Below are 15,004 nucleotides of genomic sequence, written 5' to 3'. Positions count from 1 at the left end.
ACGGGGGCCTGTCGGACCGCTGGACCGGGCTGGCTGATAGTGGAACGAGCGGCGCCCCGCAGGGAGTTCCCGCGGGGCGCCGGATTTTTGATGTGTCGTCAGGACTGCTCCGAAGCGATGTCAGGCCTTGCGGGCCCGCGTCGTCTTCTTCGCGGGCGTCGCCTTCTTCGTGGCCGTTGCGGCCTTCTTGGTCGGCGTGCTGTTGGCCTTGGCCGTCACCGTCTTCCTCGCCGGCGACTTGGCCGCGGCCGTCTTCCGGGCCGTACCGCCACGCTGTGCCGGGACCGGCTCGGCGTCGCTGATGCGGTCGGCGCCGAGGATCTCGCGCAGGAACTTGCCCGTGTGGCTCGCCGGAACCCCGGCGACCTCCTCCGGCGTGCCCTCCGCGACCACCAGGCCACCGCCGGCGCCGCCCTCGGGGCCCATGTCCACGATCCAGTCGGCGGTCTTGATCACGTCGAGGTTGTGCTCGATGACGATGACCGTGTTGCCCTTCTCGACGAGCCCGCCGAGGACCTTGAGCAGCTTGCTGATGTCCTCGAAGTGCAGACCGGTGGTCGGCTCGTCCAGGACGTAGACCGTGCGTCCGGTGGACCGCTTCTGCAGTTCGCTGGCGAGCTTGACGCGCTGCGCCTCACCACCGGAGAGGGTGGTGGCGGACTGGCCGAGGCGGACGTACCCGAGGCCGACGTCGTGCAGCGTCCTCAGGTGGCGGGAGATCGCCGGCACCGCCTCGAAGAAGTGCATGGCCTCCTCGATCGGCATGTTCAGGACCTCGGCGATGGACTTGCCCTTGTAGTGGACCTCCAGGGTCTCCCGGTTGTACCGGGCGCCGTGGCAGACCTCGCACGGGACGTAGACGTCCGGGAGGAAGTTCATCTCGATCTTGATCGTGCCGTCGCCCGCGCAGTTCTCGCAGCGACCGCCCTTGACGTTGAAGGAGAAGCGACCGGGCAGGTAGCCCCGGACCTTCGCCTCGGTGGTCTCGGCGAACAGCTTGCGGATGTGGTCGAAGACACCGGTGTACGTGGCCGGGTTGGACCGCGGGGTGCGGCCGATCGGCGACTGGTCGACGTGCACGACCTTGTCGACCAGGTCGTCGCCGTCCACGCGCGTGTGCCGTCCGGGGACGGCCCGGGCGCCGTTCAGCTCGCGGGCCAGGTGCGTGTACAGGATGTCGTTGACCAGGGTCGACTTGCCGGAGCCGGAGACACCGGTGACGGCCGTGAACACGCCCAGCGGGAAGGACACGTCGATGTCCTGCAGGTTGTTCTCCCGGGCGCCGTGCACGGTGAGCTGCCGGGACGGGTCACGGGGGCGGCGCACGTCCGGGAGCGGGATCGACTTGCGGCCCGCGAGGTAGGCGCCGGTCTGCGACTCGGTGTTGGCCAGCAGCTCCTTCAGGGAGCCGCTGTGCACGACCTTGCCGCCGTGCTCGCCGGCGCCGGGGCCGATGTCCACGATCCAGTCGGCGACCTTGATGGTGTCCTCGTCGTGCTCCACGACGATGAGCGTGTTGCCCATGTCGCGCAGGCGGACCAGGGTCTCGATCAGGCGGTGGTTGTCCCGCTGGTGCAGGCCGATGGACGGCTCGTCCAGGACGTACAGGACGCCGACGAGGCCGGAGCCGATCTGGGTGGCCAGGCGGATGCGCTGGGCCTCGCCGCCGGAGAGGGTGCCGGCCGCGCGGTTGAGCGAGAGGTAGTCCAGGCCGACGTCGACCAGGAACCGCAGCCGCTCGTTGACCTCCTTCAGGACCCGCTCGGCGATCTTCTTGTCGCGGGCGTTCAGCTTCAGTTCGCCCAGGAAGTCCGCGCAGTCGCTGATCGACATCGCGGCGACCTCGGCGATCGACTTGTCCATGATCGTCACCGCGAGGACGATCGGCTTCAGGCGCGTGCCCTCGCAGGAGGGGCAGGGCACCTCGCGCATGTAGCCCTCGAAGCGCTCCCGGCTGGCGTCGCTCTCGGCCTCGCTGTGCCGGCGCTTGACGAAGGGCACCGCGCCCTCGAACGGGGTGGTGTAGACGCGTTCGCGGCCGTACCGGTTGCGGTAGCGCACCTCGATCTGGGTCCTGTGGCCGTGGAGCAGGGCCTTCTTGGCGCGCTGCGGCAGCCCTGCGAAGGGGATGTCCGTGCGGAAGCCGAGGGCGTCCGCGAGGGCGCCGATCAGGCGGCCGAAGTAGTCCTTGGTGTGCCCGTGGGACCAGGGGTGGATGGCGCCCTCGTCCAGGGACTTGTCCTCGTCCGGGACGATCAGCTCCGGGTCGACCTCCATGCGCGTGCCGATGCCGGTGCATTCGGGGCAGGCGCCGAAGGGCGAGTTGAAGGAGAAGGAGCGCGGCTCCAGCTCCTCGAAGGACAGGTCGTCGTACGGGCAGTACAGGTGCTCCGAGTACATGCGCTCGCGCTCGGGGTCGTCCTCGGGGAGGTCGACGAAGTCGAGCACGACCATGCCGCCGGACAGGCCGAGGGCGGTCTCCACGGAGTCGGTGAGGCGGCGCTTGGCGGAGTCCTTCACCGTGAGGCGGTCCACGACCACCTCGATGGTGTGCTTCTCCTGCTTCTTCAGGACCGGCGGTTCGGACAGCTGGACGGTCTGACCGTCCACGCGCGCGCGGGAGTAGCCCTTGGTCTGGAGGTCGGCGAAGAGGTCGACGAACTCGCCCTTGCGCTCGCGCACCAGCGGGGACAGCACCTGGAAGCGGCTCCCCTCCGGCAGCTCCAGGACCCTGTCCACGATGGCCTGCGGCGACTGGCGCGAGATCGGACGGCCGCACTCGGGGCAGTGCGGCTTGCCGATGCGCGCGAAGAGCAGACGCAGGTAGTCGTAGACCTCGGTGATCGTGCCGACCGTCGAGCGCGGGTTGCGCGAGGTCGACTTCTGGTCGATGGAGACCGCCGGGGAGAGGCCCTCGATGAAGTCGACGTCGGGCTTGTCCATCTGGCCGAGGAACTGCCGTGCGTACGAGGAGAGCGACTCCACGTAGCGGCGCTGGCCCTCCGCGAAGATCGTGTCGAAGGCCAGGGAGGACTTGCCCGACCCGGACAGGCCCGTGAAGACGATGAGCGAGTCACGAGGCAGGTCGAGCGAGACATTCTTCAGGTTGTGCTCGCGCGCGCCACGGACGATGAGACGGTCGGCCACGCCGGTCCGCACCTTTCTTGAGAGAAGTGACAGGGGCGGGGCCCCCGTGCTTCTTCAGACTAGGGGGAGCCACTGACAACGCCGGTCGGATTGCCCGGTTGCATAACAACCCCCGGCCATCCAGCATGCCCGACGCCGCCCTCGACCATATAGCACGTGCATTCGATTTGCGGTCGAGGTTCACCACCTTCACCCAAAGGTGTGACCCGGCTAGGGTCAGCAGCATGATTGATCACGCTCATGACCTGGCCTGTGTACGGCAAGCGACCGAGCGGCTGCTCACCGCGGTCGCGAAAATGGACAACGCCTCGCTCGCCGAGCCGTCACGGCTCCCGGGCTGGAGCCGCGGACACGTCCTCGCCCACCTCGCCCGGAACGCGGACGCGCTCGTGAACGTCCTCCAGGGCCGTCCCATGTACGTCAGCGCCGAGGCGCGGGACGCCGACATCGAGCGGGACGCCGCGCGGTCCGTGGAGGTCCAGGCCGCCGACCTCCGGGAGAGCGCGGCCCGCTTCCAGGCGGCCGGGGACGAGCCCGCGGACTGGACGCGGACGGTGGAGCTGCGCAACGGGGTCACCGACTCCGCGTCCCGGGTGCCGTTCCGCCGGTGGGTGGAGGTGGAGCTGCACCACGTCGACCTCGGGGTCGGGTACGAGCTCGAGGATCTCCCGGCCGAGTTCCTGGAGCGGGAGACCGGCTTCCTCGCGGACCGGTTCTCCGGGCACTCCGACGTCCCGGCGACCCGCCTCACGGACGGCACGCGCGGGTGGAGCACGGGGCGCGCGGCGGACAAGCCCGAGATCGCGGTCACCGGCCGGCCGGCGGACCTGGTGGGCTGGCTCGCCGGGCGCCGCGACGGGGCGGCGCTGGAGGTGCGGGGCGGGACCCTGCCGAAGCTGCCTCCGCTGTAGATCGTCCGGGCCGCCTCCGCTGCCGCCTCCCGTGCCGGACGACGACCGTCCGCGGGCCCGTGCGGACGGCCGCCCACCGGGGCTTCCGCTATAGGCTGGCCGCCATGACGTACTCCGGAGAGGTCAAGGTCGGCGGACCGGCGGATGTGCACGAGCTGAAAGACCTGATGATCACCAAGATCGCGGTCGGCCCGATGGACAACAACGCCTATCTGCTGCGCTGCCGGGCCACCGACGAGCAGCTCCTGATCGACGCCGCCAACCAGGCGGAGACGCTCCTCGGCATGATCGGTGACGACGGCATCGCGTCCGTCGTCACCACGCATCAGCACGGCGACCACTGGCAGGCGCTCGCCCAGGTGGTCGCTGCCACGGGCGCGCGTACGTACGCCGGCCGGGACGACGCCCCCGGCATCCCGGTGCCCACCGACGTCCTCGTCGACGACGGCGACGTCATCCGGGTGGGGCGCGTGGAGCTCACCGCCCGGCATCTGGTCGGGCACACGCCCGGTTCGATCGCGCTGGTCTACGACGACCCGCACGGCCACCCGCACGTCTTCACCGGCGACTGCCTCTTCCCCGGCGGTGTCGGCAACACGCGCAAGGACCCGAAGGCGTTCGCCAGGCTGATCCACGACGTGGAGACGAAGATCTTCGACGTGCTGCCGGACGAGACGTGGATCTACCCGGGGCACGGCAACGACACCACGCTGGGCGCGGAACGGCCGCATCTGCCGGAGTGGCACGCGCGCGGGTGGTGAGCGGGCGGCTGCCGGGCCGGGAGCGTCCGTGGGCGCTCACGGGTGTGCCGCAGGCGGACGCGCGGCTTTCGTGCACGCACCCGGCACCCCAGGAAGCGCCCCGCGCTCCGGCGCACAGGCCGTACGCGCGCCCCGCGCAGGGAAGTTGCACGCGCCGGGCGCACTCCTCGTCCGCCCGCCCGGCGTGCACCACCCCGCGCGCGCCCCGTGTGAACCTTTCGCACGCACCGGGCCCCCGTGCGCACTCCCGGAGAGCTGTCGCGCGCAGTCAACTGGTAGCAGCCCCGCACAGGACGACGGCTCCTGAGCGGTAGGGGCCGCCGGTCTCCAACCCCGCCCTCGGCCGGCGGCCCAGGCCCGAGCACACACGCGCGCGGGCCGCACGCAGCCGCGTTCACACGGCCGCAACACCCGTTCCCAGTATGCGGACAACTACCGCTGTGACCTGGACAAACGCGGAGTTCGCTGCCACTCTCCCGCCATGCATGCTGCCCCTCGCGCCCTGCGCCGCGCCCTCGCCGCGGTCACCGTAGCCCTGCTCGCCACCGCTGTCGGCTGTGCTCCGCAGCCCGAGGAGAACGCGTCGGCCGCCCCGTCCGGTTCGGCCGCGAGGAGCTGCGCCAAGGGCAAGCTCGCCACCAAGACGTCCGGGAAGCTGACGGTCGCGACGGACGAACCGGCGTACGAGCCCTGGTTCGAGGACGACAAGCCCGCCAACGGCAAGGGCTTCGAGTCGGCCGTCGCCTACGCCGTGGCCAAGCAGCTGGGATACGACAAGAGTGCGGTCGTCTGGCAGAGCGTGCCGTTCAACAAGGCGTTCGCGCCGGGGGTCAAGGACTTCGACTTCGACATCAACCAGGTGTCGATCAGCGCCGAGCGCAAGAAGGCCGTGGACTTCTCCTCCGGCTACTACGACGTGCGCCAGGCCGTCATCGCGCTGAAGGGCAGCAAGGCCGCCGAGGCGACGAGCATCGCGGATCTGAAGAAGCTGAAGCTGGGCGCCCAGGTCGGCACCACAAGCCTCGACTACATCAGCGACGTGGTGAAGCCGGCCCGTCAGGCAGCCGTCTACGCCAAGAACGACCAGGCCAAGTCCGCCCTGAAGAACGGGCAGGTCGACGCCATCGTCACCGACCTGCCGACCGCGTTCTACATCACCGCGGCCGAGGTGACGGACGCGAAGATCGTCGGCCAGTTCGAGAACCAGGGCGGCACGCCCGAGCAGTTCGGGCTCGTGCTGGACAAGGGCAGCGCGCTGACCTCGTGCGTGACCACGGCCGTCGACGCCCTGCGCAAGGACGGCACGCTGGCCGGCATCGAGAAGCAGTGGCTCTCGGACGCCGTCGACGCCCCGGTGCTCAAGTGACCGTCACCAAGGGCGAGTCGGCCCGGGAGGGGGCGGACGACGAAGACGACGTGTCCCAGGGCGCCGGCCTCTCCGCCGACGGCTACGTACCGTCCGAACGGCGGCTGGCGCGCGAGCGCTACCGACGCGCGCGGGCCCGCCGCGCCACGGCGATCGCGGCCCTGTCGACCCTCGTCACGGCCGCCGTGCTCTACCTCGTCGTCGTCCACGCACCGGGCTGGCCGCGCACCAAGGAGACCTTCTTCAGCGCGCACTACGCGCGCGAGGCGTTCCCGAAGGTCCTCGAAGGGCTGTGGCTGAACGTCCGCCTGCTGCTGATCTGCGGTGCCGCCGTCCTGGTCCTCGGCATGCTGATCGCCGTCGCGCGGACCCTGCGCGGCCCGGTCTTCTTCCCGCTCCGGGTGCTGGCGGCGGCGTACACCGACTTCTTCCGTGGTCTGCCGCTGATCATCAACCTGATGATCGTGGTCCTCGGTGTGCCGGCGCTGCGGCTGCAAGGCGTCACGGTCGATCCGGTGCTGCTCGGCGGTACGGCGCTGACGCTGACGTACTCGGCGTACGTGGCGGAGGTGTTCCGTGCCGGCATCGAGTCCATCCATCCCTCGCAGCGCGCGGCGGCCCGCTCGCTGGGCCTGACCAACCGGCAGGCCCTGCGCTACGTCGTCCTGCCGCAGGCGGTGCGCCGCCAGGTGCCGCCGCTGCTCAACGACCTGGTGTCGCTGCAGAAGGACACCGGTCTGGTGTCCATCGGGGGTGCGGTGGACGCCGTACGGGCGGCCGACATCATCGTGGGCCGCAGTCTGAACTACACGCCGTACATCGTCGCGGGGCTGGTGTTCGTCGCGCTGACCATCCCGATGACCCGGTTCACCGACTGGGTGACGGCCCGGATGGACCGGCGGCGGGCCCAGGGAGGGTCCCTGTGAGCGCCCGGGGAGGAGCCCTGTGAGCACGACGGAGAGCACGCCCGTGAGCAATGCGCCCGTCCTGCGGATGGAGTCGGTCCGCAAGACCTTCGGCGGCTCGGTCGTCCTGCGGGACGTCGATCTGGAGGTCGCCCCGCACACGGTGACCGCGCTGATCGGCGCCTCCGGGTCGGGCAAGTCGACGCTGCTGCGCTGTGCCAACCTCCTGGAGGACATCGACGACGGCGCCATCTGGCTGGACGGCGAGGAGATCACCGACCCGCGTACGGACCAGGACGCGGTACGGCGCCGGATCGGCGTCGTCTTCCAGGCGTACAACCTCTTCCCGCACATGACCGTGCTCGACAACATCACGCTCGCGCCACGCCGGGTGCACGGCGTCTCCCGCGCGGAGGCCGAGGAGCGGGCCAGGGAGCTGCTGGAGCGCCTCGGACTGGCGGGCAAGGCGGATGCCTACCCGGACCGGCTCAGCGGCGGACAGCAGCAGCGTGTGGCGATCGTGCGGGCCCTTGCGGTGCGGCCCCGGCTGTTGCTGCTGGACGAGATCACGGCCGCGCTCGACCCGGAACTCGTGGGCGAGGTGCTGGACGTGGTCCGCGGCCTGAAGGACGAGGGCATGACCATGGTGCTGGCGACGCACGAGATGGGCTTCGCACGGGACGTCGCCGACCAGGTGTGCTTCCTGGACGGCGGGGTCGTGCTGGAGCGCGGCAGCGCCGAGCAGGTCTTCGGCGAACCGCGGCAGGAGCGCACCCGGCGCTTTCTGCGGCGGATCGTGGAGGCGGGCCGGCTGTAGTCCCGCACGCGGGAGGTCAGGCTTCCGTCGATGTCGCCCCGGCCAAGGCCGCGACCCGCTGCACGCCGAAGACGTAGCCCTGCACGCCGCACCCGGCGATCACGCCGTCGGCGCGCAGCGAGACGTAGGAGTGGTGCCGGAACGGTTCACGCTGGTGGATGTTGGAGATGTGCACCTCCAGCACGGGCAAGCCGTCACAGGTGTTGAGGGCGTCCAGGATGGCGACCGACGTGTGCGAGTAGGCGCCCGGGTTGATGACGATCCCGCAGTGGTTCAGCCGCGCCTCGTGGATCCAGTCGACCAGTTCGCCCTCGTGGTTGGACTGCCGGAAGTCCACCGTGCCGCCGTGCGCGGCCGCCGCCTCGGCACACAGCGCCTCCACGTCGGCCAGCGTGTCCTTGCCGTAGATCTCGGGCTGGCGCTGGCCGAGCAGATTCAGGTTGGGCCCGTTGAGGATCATGATCGGGGCGTTGGCCAGGGTGCGGGGCACGGTTCCTCCGGTCGGTTCGGGGCGGTGCGGCTACGACCGCTGCTCGCACCCGGTCTATCACGCCGACCAGGGCGGACAGCGGGCCGTGCGAGCCGGTCGCCCGGGCGCGCGCTCCGGTCCCGTGATCACCTCCGCACGCCCCCGTAACCCGTGATCACCAGGGGTAGTTGACGCGGCATGCACCGTGTACGCACCGTAAGCACCCCCTCCATGCCGCGGCTCGCCGCCGCCTCCCTGGTCGGCACAGCGATCGAGTTCTACGACTTCTTCGTGTACGGGACCGCGGCGGCCCTGGTTCTGGGGCCGCTGTTCTTCCCGACGTTCTCGCCGCTCGCCGGGACGCTGGCGGCGTTCGCGACGTTCGGGGTGGGGTTCGTGGCCCGGCCGCTGGGCTCGGTGCTGTTCGGCCACCTCGGGGACCGGCGCGGCCGACGGCCGGTGCTCGTCGTCTCCCTGCTGCTGACCGGCGCCTCGACGGTCGCGGTCGGCTGTGTGCCGTCCTACGGCACCCTCGGCACGGCCGCGCCCGTGTTGCTGCTCGTGCTGCGCTTCCTGCAGGGGCTGGGGCTCGGCGGGGAGTGGGGCGGGGCGGTGCTGCTGACCGCCGAACACGCTCCCGCCCATCGGCGTGCCCTGTGGGCGAGCTTCCCCCAGGTGGGGCCGGCGCTCGGCTTCGTCCTGGCCAACGGGGTGATGCTCGCGCTGTCGGCGGCCCTGTCCGACGCGGAGTTCGCGCGCTGGGGCTGGCGCGTGCCGTTCTGGGCGGCCGGCGCGCTGGCGCTGGCAGGCCTGTGGCTGCGTTCGTCCCTCGCGGAGAGCCCCCGGTTCCTGGAGATCGACGACCACGCGCGCGTGCCGCTCGTCGAGGTCGTACGGCACCACGGGCGGCTGGTGCTGCTGACGGCGGGGGCGCTGGCGGTCGGCTACGCGGTGTTCTACGCGGTGACGACCTGGTCGCTGGCGTATGCGACGGAACGGCTCGGCGTGAGCCGTACGGTCATGCTGGTGTGCGTCATGGGCGCGGTGGTCGTGAAGGGCGCGCTGACTCCTCTCGCGGCACTGTTGGGCGACCGCTACGGGCGTCGGCCGATGTGTCTGACGGGGTGCGCGGCCTGCGTGCTGTGGATGCTGCCGATGGTGGCGCTGCTGTCGACCGGCGAGCCGCTGCTGATGTTCCTCGCCATCCTGGGTGCCCTGCTCGCCTTCGTCATCATGTTCGCGGTGATCGCCGCCTATCTGCCCGAGCTGTACGAGCCCCGGGTGCGTTGCACGGGCGCCGCCGTGGGCTACAACCTCGGCGGTGTCCTCGGCGGCGCCCTCACCCCGATCGTGGCCACGGCACTCGCCGAGCAGGGCGGACGGGTCCCGTGGGGCGTCGGCGTGTATCTGACGTGCATCGCGCTGATCAGCCTGGTGTGTTTCGCGCTGCTGCCGGAGACGCGGCCGGTGCCCGTGCCGGCCGTGGAGCCGGTCGGGAGCTGACCTCACGCGCCGGCCAGGACCGCCGACTAGGGGTTGATCGCCAGTTCCAGGTAGGCCGCGAACAGCACCAGGTGGACACCGCCCTGCAGCGGTGTGGCCCGGCCCGGCACCACGGTCAGGGAACTGACCACCACGGTCAGCGCGAGCAGCAGCATGTGGGTGGAGCCGAGGCCGAGGACGAGCGGCCCGGACAGCCACACGGAGGCGAGCGCCACGGCCGGGATGGTCAGGCCGATGCTGGCCATCGCGGAGCCGAGGGCGAGGTTGAGGCTGGTCTGCACCCGGTCGCGGCGGGCGGAGCGCAGCGCGGCGATGGTCTCGGGCAGCAGGACGAGCAAGGCGATGATCACACCGACGACGGCATGGTGCAGACCCGCCGCGGCCACGCCCGACTCGATCGTGGGTGACACCCCCTTGGCCAGGCCGACCACGCCGATCAGGGCCAGTGCGAGCAGAGCGAGGCTGGTCCAGGCGGTGCGCGCGGAGGGGGGCCGGGCGTGGTCGTCGACGGTGATGACTTCGCCCTGCCGGGTGATGGGCAGGAAGTAGTCGCGGTGGCGCACGGTCTGGGTGGCCACGAACAGCGCGTACAGGACCAGTGAGGACAGCGCGGCGAAGGTCAGCTGGACGGTGGAGAACTCCGGTCCGGGCTTGCTCGTGGTGAACGTCGGCAGCACCAGGCTGAGAGTGGCCAGCGTCGCCACGGTCGCCAGCGCCGCGCCGGTGCCCTCGGGGTTGAAGACCGCCGTGCCGTGCCGCAGGGAGGCGACCAGCAGGCTGATCCCGACGACACCGTTGCAGGTGATCATCACAGCGGCGAAGACGGTGTCCCGGGCCAGGGTGGAACTCTTGGCGCCGCCGTCGGCCATGAGGGTGACGATGAGGGCCACTTCGATGATCGTGACGGCGATGGCGAGCACCAGTGAGCCGAAGGGCTCGCCGACCCGGTGGGCGACCACCTCGGCGTGGTGCACCGCCGCCAGGACGGACCCTGCGAGTACGACGGTCACCAGGGCGACGATCACGCCGGGCAGGTCCCGGCCCCAGGTGAGGGCCAGCAGGACGACCGCGAACACCGGCACGAGGATCGTCCATGAACGGGTGAGCGACCGGAGCCGAGTGATCATGCGGCGATGGTCGCAGAGGCCTACAGGGTTCGCATTCCGTTCTTTTCGGATACCTCTCGTCCTTTCCGGTGCGGGGCCCGGTGCCGGTGGGACCGGGCCCCGCGTCGGGACGAGCACCCGCTAGGGGCTACGTGAGATCGCGGGCTCCCACGACGCAGCCTCAGGCATCGACGCTGTCCTTCCGGGCGCCCCCGCCGCCGGCGCGCTCCGCCTCGGCGGCGGCCTGCTTCCGGGAGGCCAGCAGGCTGGTGACCGTGGTGATGGCGAGGACCGCGCAGATCACCCCGAGCGAGACCGGGATGCTGATCTCGGGCACGTGGACACCGGACTCGTGCAGGGCGTGCAGCACCAGTTTCACGCCGATGAAGCCGAGGATGATCGACAGCCCGTACGAGAGGTGGACCAGCTTCTTGAGCAGCCCGCCGATGAGGAAGTACAGCTGGCGCAGACCCATCAGGGCGAAGGCGTTGGCGGTGAAGACGATGTACGGGTCCTGGGTCAGTCCGAAGATCGCGGGGATGGAGTCCAGGGCGAACAGCACGTCCGTGGTGCCGATGGCGAGCATCACGACCAGCATCGGGGTCATGACGCGCTTGCCGTTCTGCTGGATCCACAGCTTGGTGCCGTGGTAACGGTCCGCCACGCCGAACTTGCGCTCCGCGGCCTTCAGCAGCTTGTTCTCCTCGTACTCCTCGTCATCCTCGTCCGCGCGGGCGTCCTGTACGAGCTTCCAGGCGGTCCAGATCAGGAAGGCGCCGAAGAGGTAGAACACCCAGGAGAAGCTGGCGATGATGGCGGCCCCGGCGGCGATGAAGACGGCCCGCAGGACCAGGGCTATGAGGACGCCGACGAGCAGGACGCGCTGCTGGTACTGGGTGGGCACAGCGAACTTCGCCATGATCAGGACGAAGACGAAGAGGTTGTCGACGCTCAGTGACTTCTCGGTGATGAAGCCCGCGAAGAACTCGCCGGCCGGCTGTCCGCCGCCGAAGACGAGAAGGCCGAGGCCGAAGAGGCCGGCCAGGGCGACCCAGACGACCGTCCAGATACCCGCTTCCTTGATCGACACCTCATGCGGCTTACGACCGATGAAGAAGTCGATTGCGATCAGGGCGGCGAGGCCCACGATGGTGAGGACCCACAGGCCCATGGAGACTTCCACTGCACCCTCCGGCATGACGAGACGGCAAACACATCAGCGTTGTCGCTGCCGGAGGTCTCTTCCACCCGGGATGGGCCGACGCCCCGGGACCGGAACCGGTCCGTACTGACGAGTGCGCCGCAGTCAGGGAGTACTCCCCTCCGTACGGAAAACAGTACTCCAATCACCAAGGAAAGGTAAAGCAAAAAGCAAAAGAAGCACCAAATTTGCTGGTCAGAGCGGCTTTACCAACGCTTGGCACCAGCCCTGGCCACCTCGGTGAGCACCTCCTGCAGGATCCGGCTCCCGTGCGGGGGGAGCGAGGGTTCGTACGTCCAGGCGTGCCCGATCCACGGATCGGCGAGGTGGTCGTCGGGCAGCGGGGTGAGTCGCAGCAGCGAACGCCACAACGGATCGAGCAAGGGGCCGTGGGCGGCGGCGTCCTCACGGTCGGCGACCAGCAGCAGGTGTACGCCGACGGCCGGGCCGTCGTCGGCGAGAAAGCGGAGCCGGGCCACCGACCGGTCGTCGAAGCCGTGCGGGAAGTCGTTGACGATCAGGAGCTGCCGAGCGGTGTCCACGTCGGCCGGCAGCGACTCGGCCGCGCCGCCGCGCACTGCCATCTGCACCAGGTCGACCCGCCGGGTGAGCCGTTCCAGCGTCTGCGAGACCCCCGCTGCCCCCGTCGCGGGCGGCGCCGCGAGGACTCCGGCCTCCGTCAGCGGCAGCAGTGCCTGGGTGCCGGCACCGGCCGGGTCGATGACCTGCACGGCGAACGCCCCGGGCGGGTGTACGGCGAGCAGGCGCGCCGCGAGGGCGACCGCCACCGCCATGGCCGGCTGCCGTAGCCCGGCGGGGTCCGGTACACGCTCGTCGGCCGCCGGTGCCGGACCGCTGTCGATCCACAGACCTCGTTCCAGCGGCATCCTGACCAGCAGGGGGATGCGCAGTGCCGCGCTCTCGGGGAGGTGGAGGTCGCCGAGCCGGAGGGCCATCGGCGGTTCGGCAGGGAGCCGGTACCTGTGCCAGACGGGGCTGTCCCAGCGGGCGTAGGCGGGCGGGAGCGCCGGTTCGACCACCTCGGCCTCGGCGGTGAGCTGGGCCAGGTCGCGGTCGAGGGCCGCGCGCGCCTGGTCGGCCAGGAGGGCGCGGCGAGCGTGGGCCGCCTCCCGGGCGGCGTCGCCCGCCGAGCCGAGCCGCTGCCGTGGATCGGCGAGTGCCTGGTCCAGCTCCTTCTCCAGGCGGGAGTCGGCGAAGTCGACGGCACTGCGGTAGGCGGCCGTGGTGCGGGCCAGGTCCTCGAACATGCCCCAGACCTGGTTGTACAGCCGCTCCTCCATCGACCAGCCCGCGGCGTCTCCGGCAATGGGCTGCGCGGGCTGACCGTCGGCGGCCGACGGGGGCGGGGAGGGGATGCCGTGGGTGCGGTGGGGATGCGTGTAGTCGACCGGCCCGCCGGGACGCTGGGGACCGGGGCCGCCGTCGCCACGGTTCTCCGGGCCGTACGGTCGGGGCCGCTGCACCGGCCCGGCGGTGGCGGTGGCCCGGGAAGCGGACGCGGTGGTCCGCGGGTCGGGACCGGCCGCCGGCATGGTTGTCGCGCCGGGCGGGCCGGGGGTCGCCGCCTCCTGGATGACCGTCGCCAGGTCGGCGGCGTCGCTCAGACCCTTGTCGGCGAGGAGTGCGGGAAGACCGCCCGCGTAGCCCTGGCCCAGCGCCCGCACTTTCCAGGCGCCCTGTCTGCGGTACAGCTCCAGGGCGATGACGGCCGTCTCGGCGTCCAGGCCGGTGACGGTGTAGGAGGCGAGTTCGGTGCCGTCCATGCCGTTGACCGTGGTGTGCGGGGCCGGGGCGGCTCCGAAGCGGGGTGCGACCGCGGTGTCGGCGGGCAGGGCCAGGAACACGTCGACACGGTGTACGGCCTCGGGCAGGGCGGCCAGGTCGACGGCCAGGCGGTGCTCGGCGGCGGCCTGCCGGGGCGCCTCGACCCCGGGCGGTGCGGGGGCGCCGGGGCGGGCCACCCACTGGCGGCCGTGGATCGTGCCGTGCTCGTCGCCGAGTGTGGCTCCGGCCAGGACCGGCACCCCGGCCGAGATCCGGATCTCCAGCCGGACCTGGGCCAGAGGGTGGTTCTGCCCCCGCACCAGCTCAGCCGCCATCGCCGCCGCCCCCCTGTGTCGTTCTGCCGTGCGTGCCGCGCCAGGTGCGAGCGGACGGTCCGGTCCTAGAGGTGCGACACGATCGTCGGCATCAGGTCCTGGAAGGTGCGTCCGTTGGCCGGGGCACCGATGGCGGTCATCGTCCAGCCGGAGCCCGCCCGGTGCACCTTGGCCATGATCTGGGCGGTGTACTCGCCGCCGCCGGCCAGGGTGTAGCGGGCGAGCTCCTGGCCGTTGGTCTCGTCGACGAGCCGGCAGAACGCGTTCTGCACCTCGTGGAAGGTCTGTCCGGTGAAGGAGTTCACCGTGAAGACGATCTGATCGATGTGGACCGGGACGCGCTGCAGATCCACCAGGATCGCCTCGTCGTCCCCGCCCTGGCCGGCGCCGCCGATGAGGTTGTCACCGGTGTGGCGCACGGAACCGTCGTCGCTCACCAGGTGACGGAAGAAGACGACGTCCTTGGGCTCCGTGCCGGCGAACAGGACCGCCGAGGCGTCCAGGTCGATCTCGCGGGTGCGCGAGCCGAACAGGCCGCGCCGCTTCGCCGCCTGCCAGCCGAGCCCCATGCGGACCGCGGTCAGGGTGGCCCCGTCCTTCTTCTCCAGGCTGATGGCCTGACCCTTGGACAAGTTGACGGACACGACTGAATCCCCTCTCGACGCTCCCCTGTTGCCGCACCGGGCTGTCGCTGCGCA

Annotated in this window: 12 protein-coding genes; 6 read left to right on the top strand and 6 right to left on the bottom strand. The window is 70.9% G+C overall.

All coding sequences use genetic code 11. The features are described 5' to 3' along the window. Positions 1–120 precede the first annotated feature (120 nt). Entirely contained in the window at positions 121–3,147 is a 3,027-nt protein-coding gene (gene uvrA, locus ACIP4Y_RS05760; protein WP_358639912.1) for an excinuclease ABC subunit UvrA, read from the bottom strand. A gap of 224 nt (positions 3,148–3,371) precedes the next feature. On the opposite strand from uvrA, the gene ACIP4Y_RS05755 reads away from it, so the two are divergent. The 5 genes from ACIP4Y_RS05755 (at position 3,372) to ACIP4Y_RS05735 (ending at position 7,907) form a co-directional block, all read left to right on the top strand. After that, positions 3,372–4,058 carry a maleylpyruvate isomerase family mycothiol-dependent enzyme gene (locus ACIP4Y_RS05755; protein WP_401388130.1) on the top strand — a complete coding sequence of 229 codons (687 nt, stop codon included), beginning with the start codon at positions 3,372–3,374 and terminating at the stop codon, positions 4,056–4,058. Positions 4,059–4,162: 104 nt separating this feature from the next. Beyond that, positions 4,163–4,819 (top strand): MBL fold metallo-hydrolase, encoded by a 657-nt coding sequence (locus tag ACIP4Y_RS05750; RefSeq protein WP_401388127.1) that lies wholly within the window; start codon positions 4,163–4,165, stop codon positions 4,817–4,819. Positions 4,820–5,300: 481 nt separating this feature from the next. Then, positions 5,301–6,185, top strand: coding sequence for an ABC transporter substrate-binding protein (locus tag ACIP4Y_RS05745; protein WP_401388124.1), 885 nt, complete (start codon positions 5,301–5,303; stop codon positions 6,183–6,185). Further along, positions 6,182–7,111, top strand: coding sequence for an amino acid ABC transporter permease (locus tag ACIP4Y_RS05740; protein WP_401388121.1), 930 nt, complete (start codon positions 6,182–6,184; stop codon positions 7,109–7,111). The genes ACIP4Y_RS05745 and ACIP4Y_RS05740 overlap by 4 nt, the downstream gene beginning before the upstream one ends. Positions 7,112–7,178: 67 nt before the next feature. Next, positions 7,179–7,907, top strand: coding sequence for an amino acid ABC transporter ATP-binding protein (locus ACIP4Y_RS05735; protein ID WP_358639994.1), 729 nt, complete (start codon positions 7,179–7,181; stop codon positions 7,905–7,907). A 16-nt stretch (positions 7,908–7,923) separates the two neighbouring features. On the opposite strand, the gene aroQ is transcribed toward ACIP4Y_RS05735, so the two are convergent. Further along, the gene (aroQ, locus tag ACIP4Y_RS05730; RefSeq protein ID WP_401388118.1) at positions 7,924–8,397 is read right to left on the bottom strand and encodes a type II 3-dehydroquinate dehydratase; all 474 of its coding nucleotides are present in this window, start codon (positions 8,395–8,397) and stop codon (positions 7,924–7,926) included. Between the two features lie 210 nt (positions 8,398–8,607). On the opposite strand from aroQ, the gene ACIP4Y_RS05725 reads away from it, so the two are divergent. Continuing rightward, complete coding sequence (locus tag ACIP4Y_RS05725; protein WP_401388699.1) at positions 8,608–9,879, top strand: MFS transporter; 1,272 nt, start codon at positions 8,608–8,610, stop codon at positions 9,877–9,879. A 26-nt stretch (positions 9,880–9,905) separates the two neighbouring features. Here ACIP4Y_RS05725 and ACIP4Y_RS05720 read toward each other — a convergent pair whose 3' ends face one another. The 4 genes from ACIP4Y_RS05720 to ACIP4Y_RS05705 all read right to left on the bottom strand — a co-directional run bounded on the left by ACIP4Y_RS05720 (position 9,906) and on the right by ACIP4Y_RS05705 (position 14,950). Beyond that, positions 9,906–11,006: a calcium:proton antiporter gene (locus ACIP4Y_RS05720; RefSeq protein WP_401388115.1), complete on the bottom strand. Its 1,101-nt coding sequence runs from the start codon at positions 11,004–11,006 to the stop codon at positions 9,906–9,908. Positions 11,007–11,166: 160 nt separating this feature from the next. Next, positions 11,167–12,168, bottom strand: a complete 1,002-nt coding sequence (locus ACIP4Y_RS05715) for a TerC/Alx family metal homeostasis membrane protein (RefSeq protein WP_401388696.1) — start codon at positions 12,166–12,168, stop codon at positions 11,167–11,169. 224 nt (positions 12,169–12,392) lie between these two features. Further along, positions 12,393–14,306, bottom strand: a complete 1,914-nt coding sequence (locus ACIP4Y_RS05710; RefSeq protein ID WP_401388112.1) for a TerD family protein — start codon at positions 14,304–14,306, stop codon at positions 12,393–12,395. A gap of 65 nt (positions 14,307–14,371) precedes the next feature. Then, a complete protein-coding gene (locus ACIP4Y_RS05705) occupies positions 14,372–14,950 on the bottom strand; it encodes a TerD family protein (RefSeq protein WP_401388109.1) in 579 nt (192 codons plus the stop codon). Positions 14,951–15,004: the final 54 nt, after the last annotated feature.

The sequence above is a fragment of the Streptomyces sp. NPDC088810 genome (genome assembly GCF_044750305.1).
In the GTDB taxonomy this organism is placed as follows: Bacteria; Actinomycetota; Actinomycetes; order Streptomycetales; family Streptomycetaceae; genus Streptomyces.
The sequence above is the reverse complement of the archived record's forward strand: the minus strand, read 5'-3'. Positions and strand labels throughout refer to the sequence as shown.

Excerpts from the sequence above, each read along its gene's own strand:
- ACIP4Y_RS05755 (WP_401388130.1), top strand. The coding sequence starts at position 3,372 with ATGATTGATCACGCTCATGACCTGGCCTGTGTACGGCAAGCGACCGAG.
- ACIP4Y_RS05750 (WP_401388127.1), top strand. The coding sequence starts at position 4,163 with ATGACGTACTCCGGAGAGGTCAAGGTCGGCGGACCGGCGGATGTGCAC.
- ACIP4Y_RS05745 (WP_401388124.1), top strand. The coding sequence starts at position 5,301 with ATGCATGCTGCCCCTCGCGCCCTGCGCCGCGCCCTCGCCGCGGTCACC.
- ACIP4Y_RS05735 (WP_358639994.1), top strand. The coding sequence starts at position 7,179 with ATGGAGTCGGTCCGCAAGACCTTCGGCGGCTCGGTCGTCCTGCGGGAC.
- ACIP4Y_RS05725 (WP_401388699.1), top strand. The coding sequence starts at position 8,608 with ATGCCGCGGCTCGCCGCCGCCTCCCTGGTCGGCACAGCGATCGAGTTC.
- ACIP4Y_RS05720 (WP_401388115.1), bottom strand. The coding sequence starts at position 11,006 with ATGATCACTCGGCTCCGGTCGCTCACCCGTTCATGGACGATCCTCGTG.
- ACIP4Y_RS05710 (WP_401388112.1), bottom strand. The coding sequence starts at position 14,306 with ATGGCGGCTGAGCTGGTGCGGGGGCAGAACCACCCTCTGGCCCAGGTC.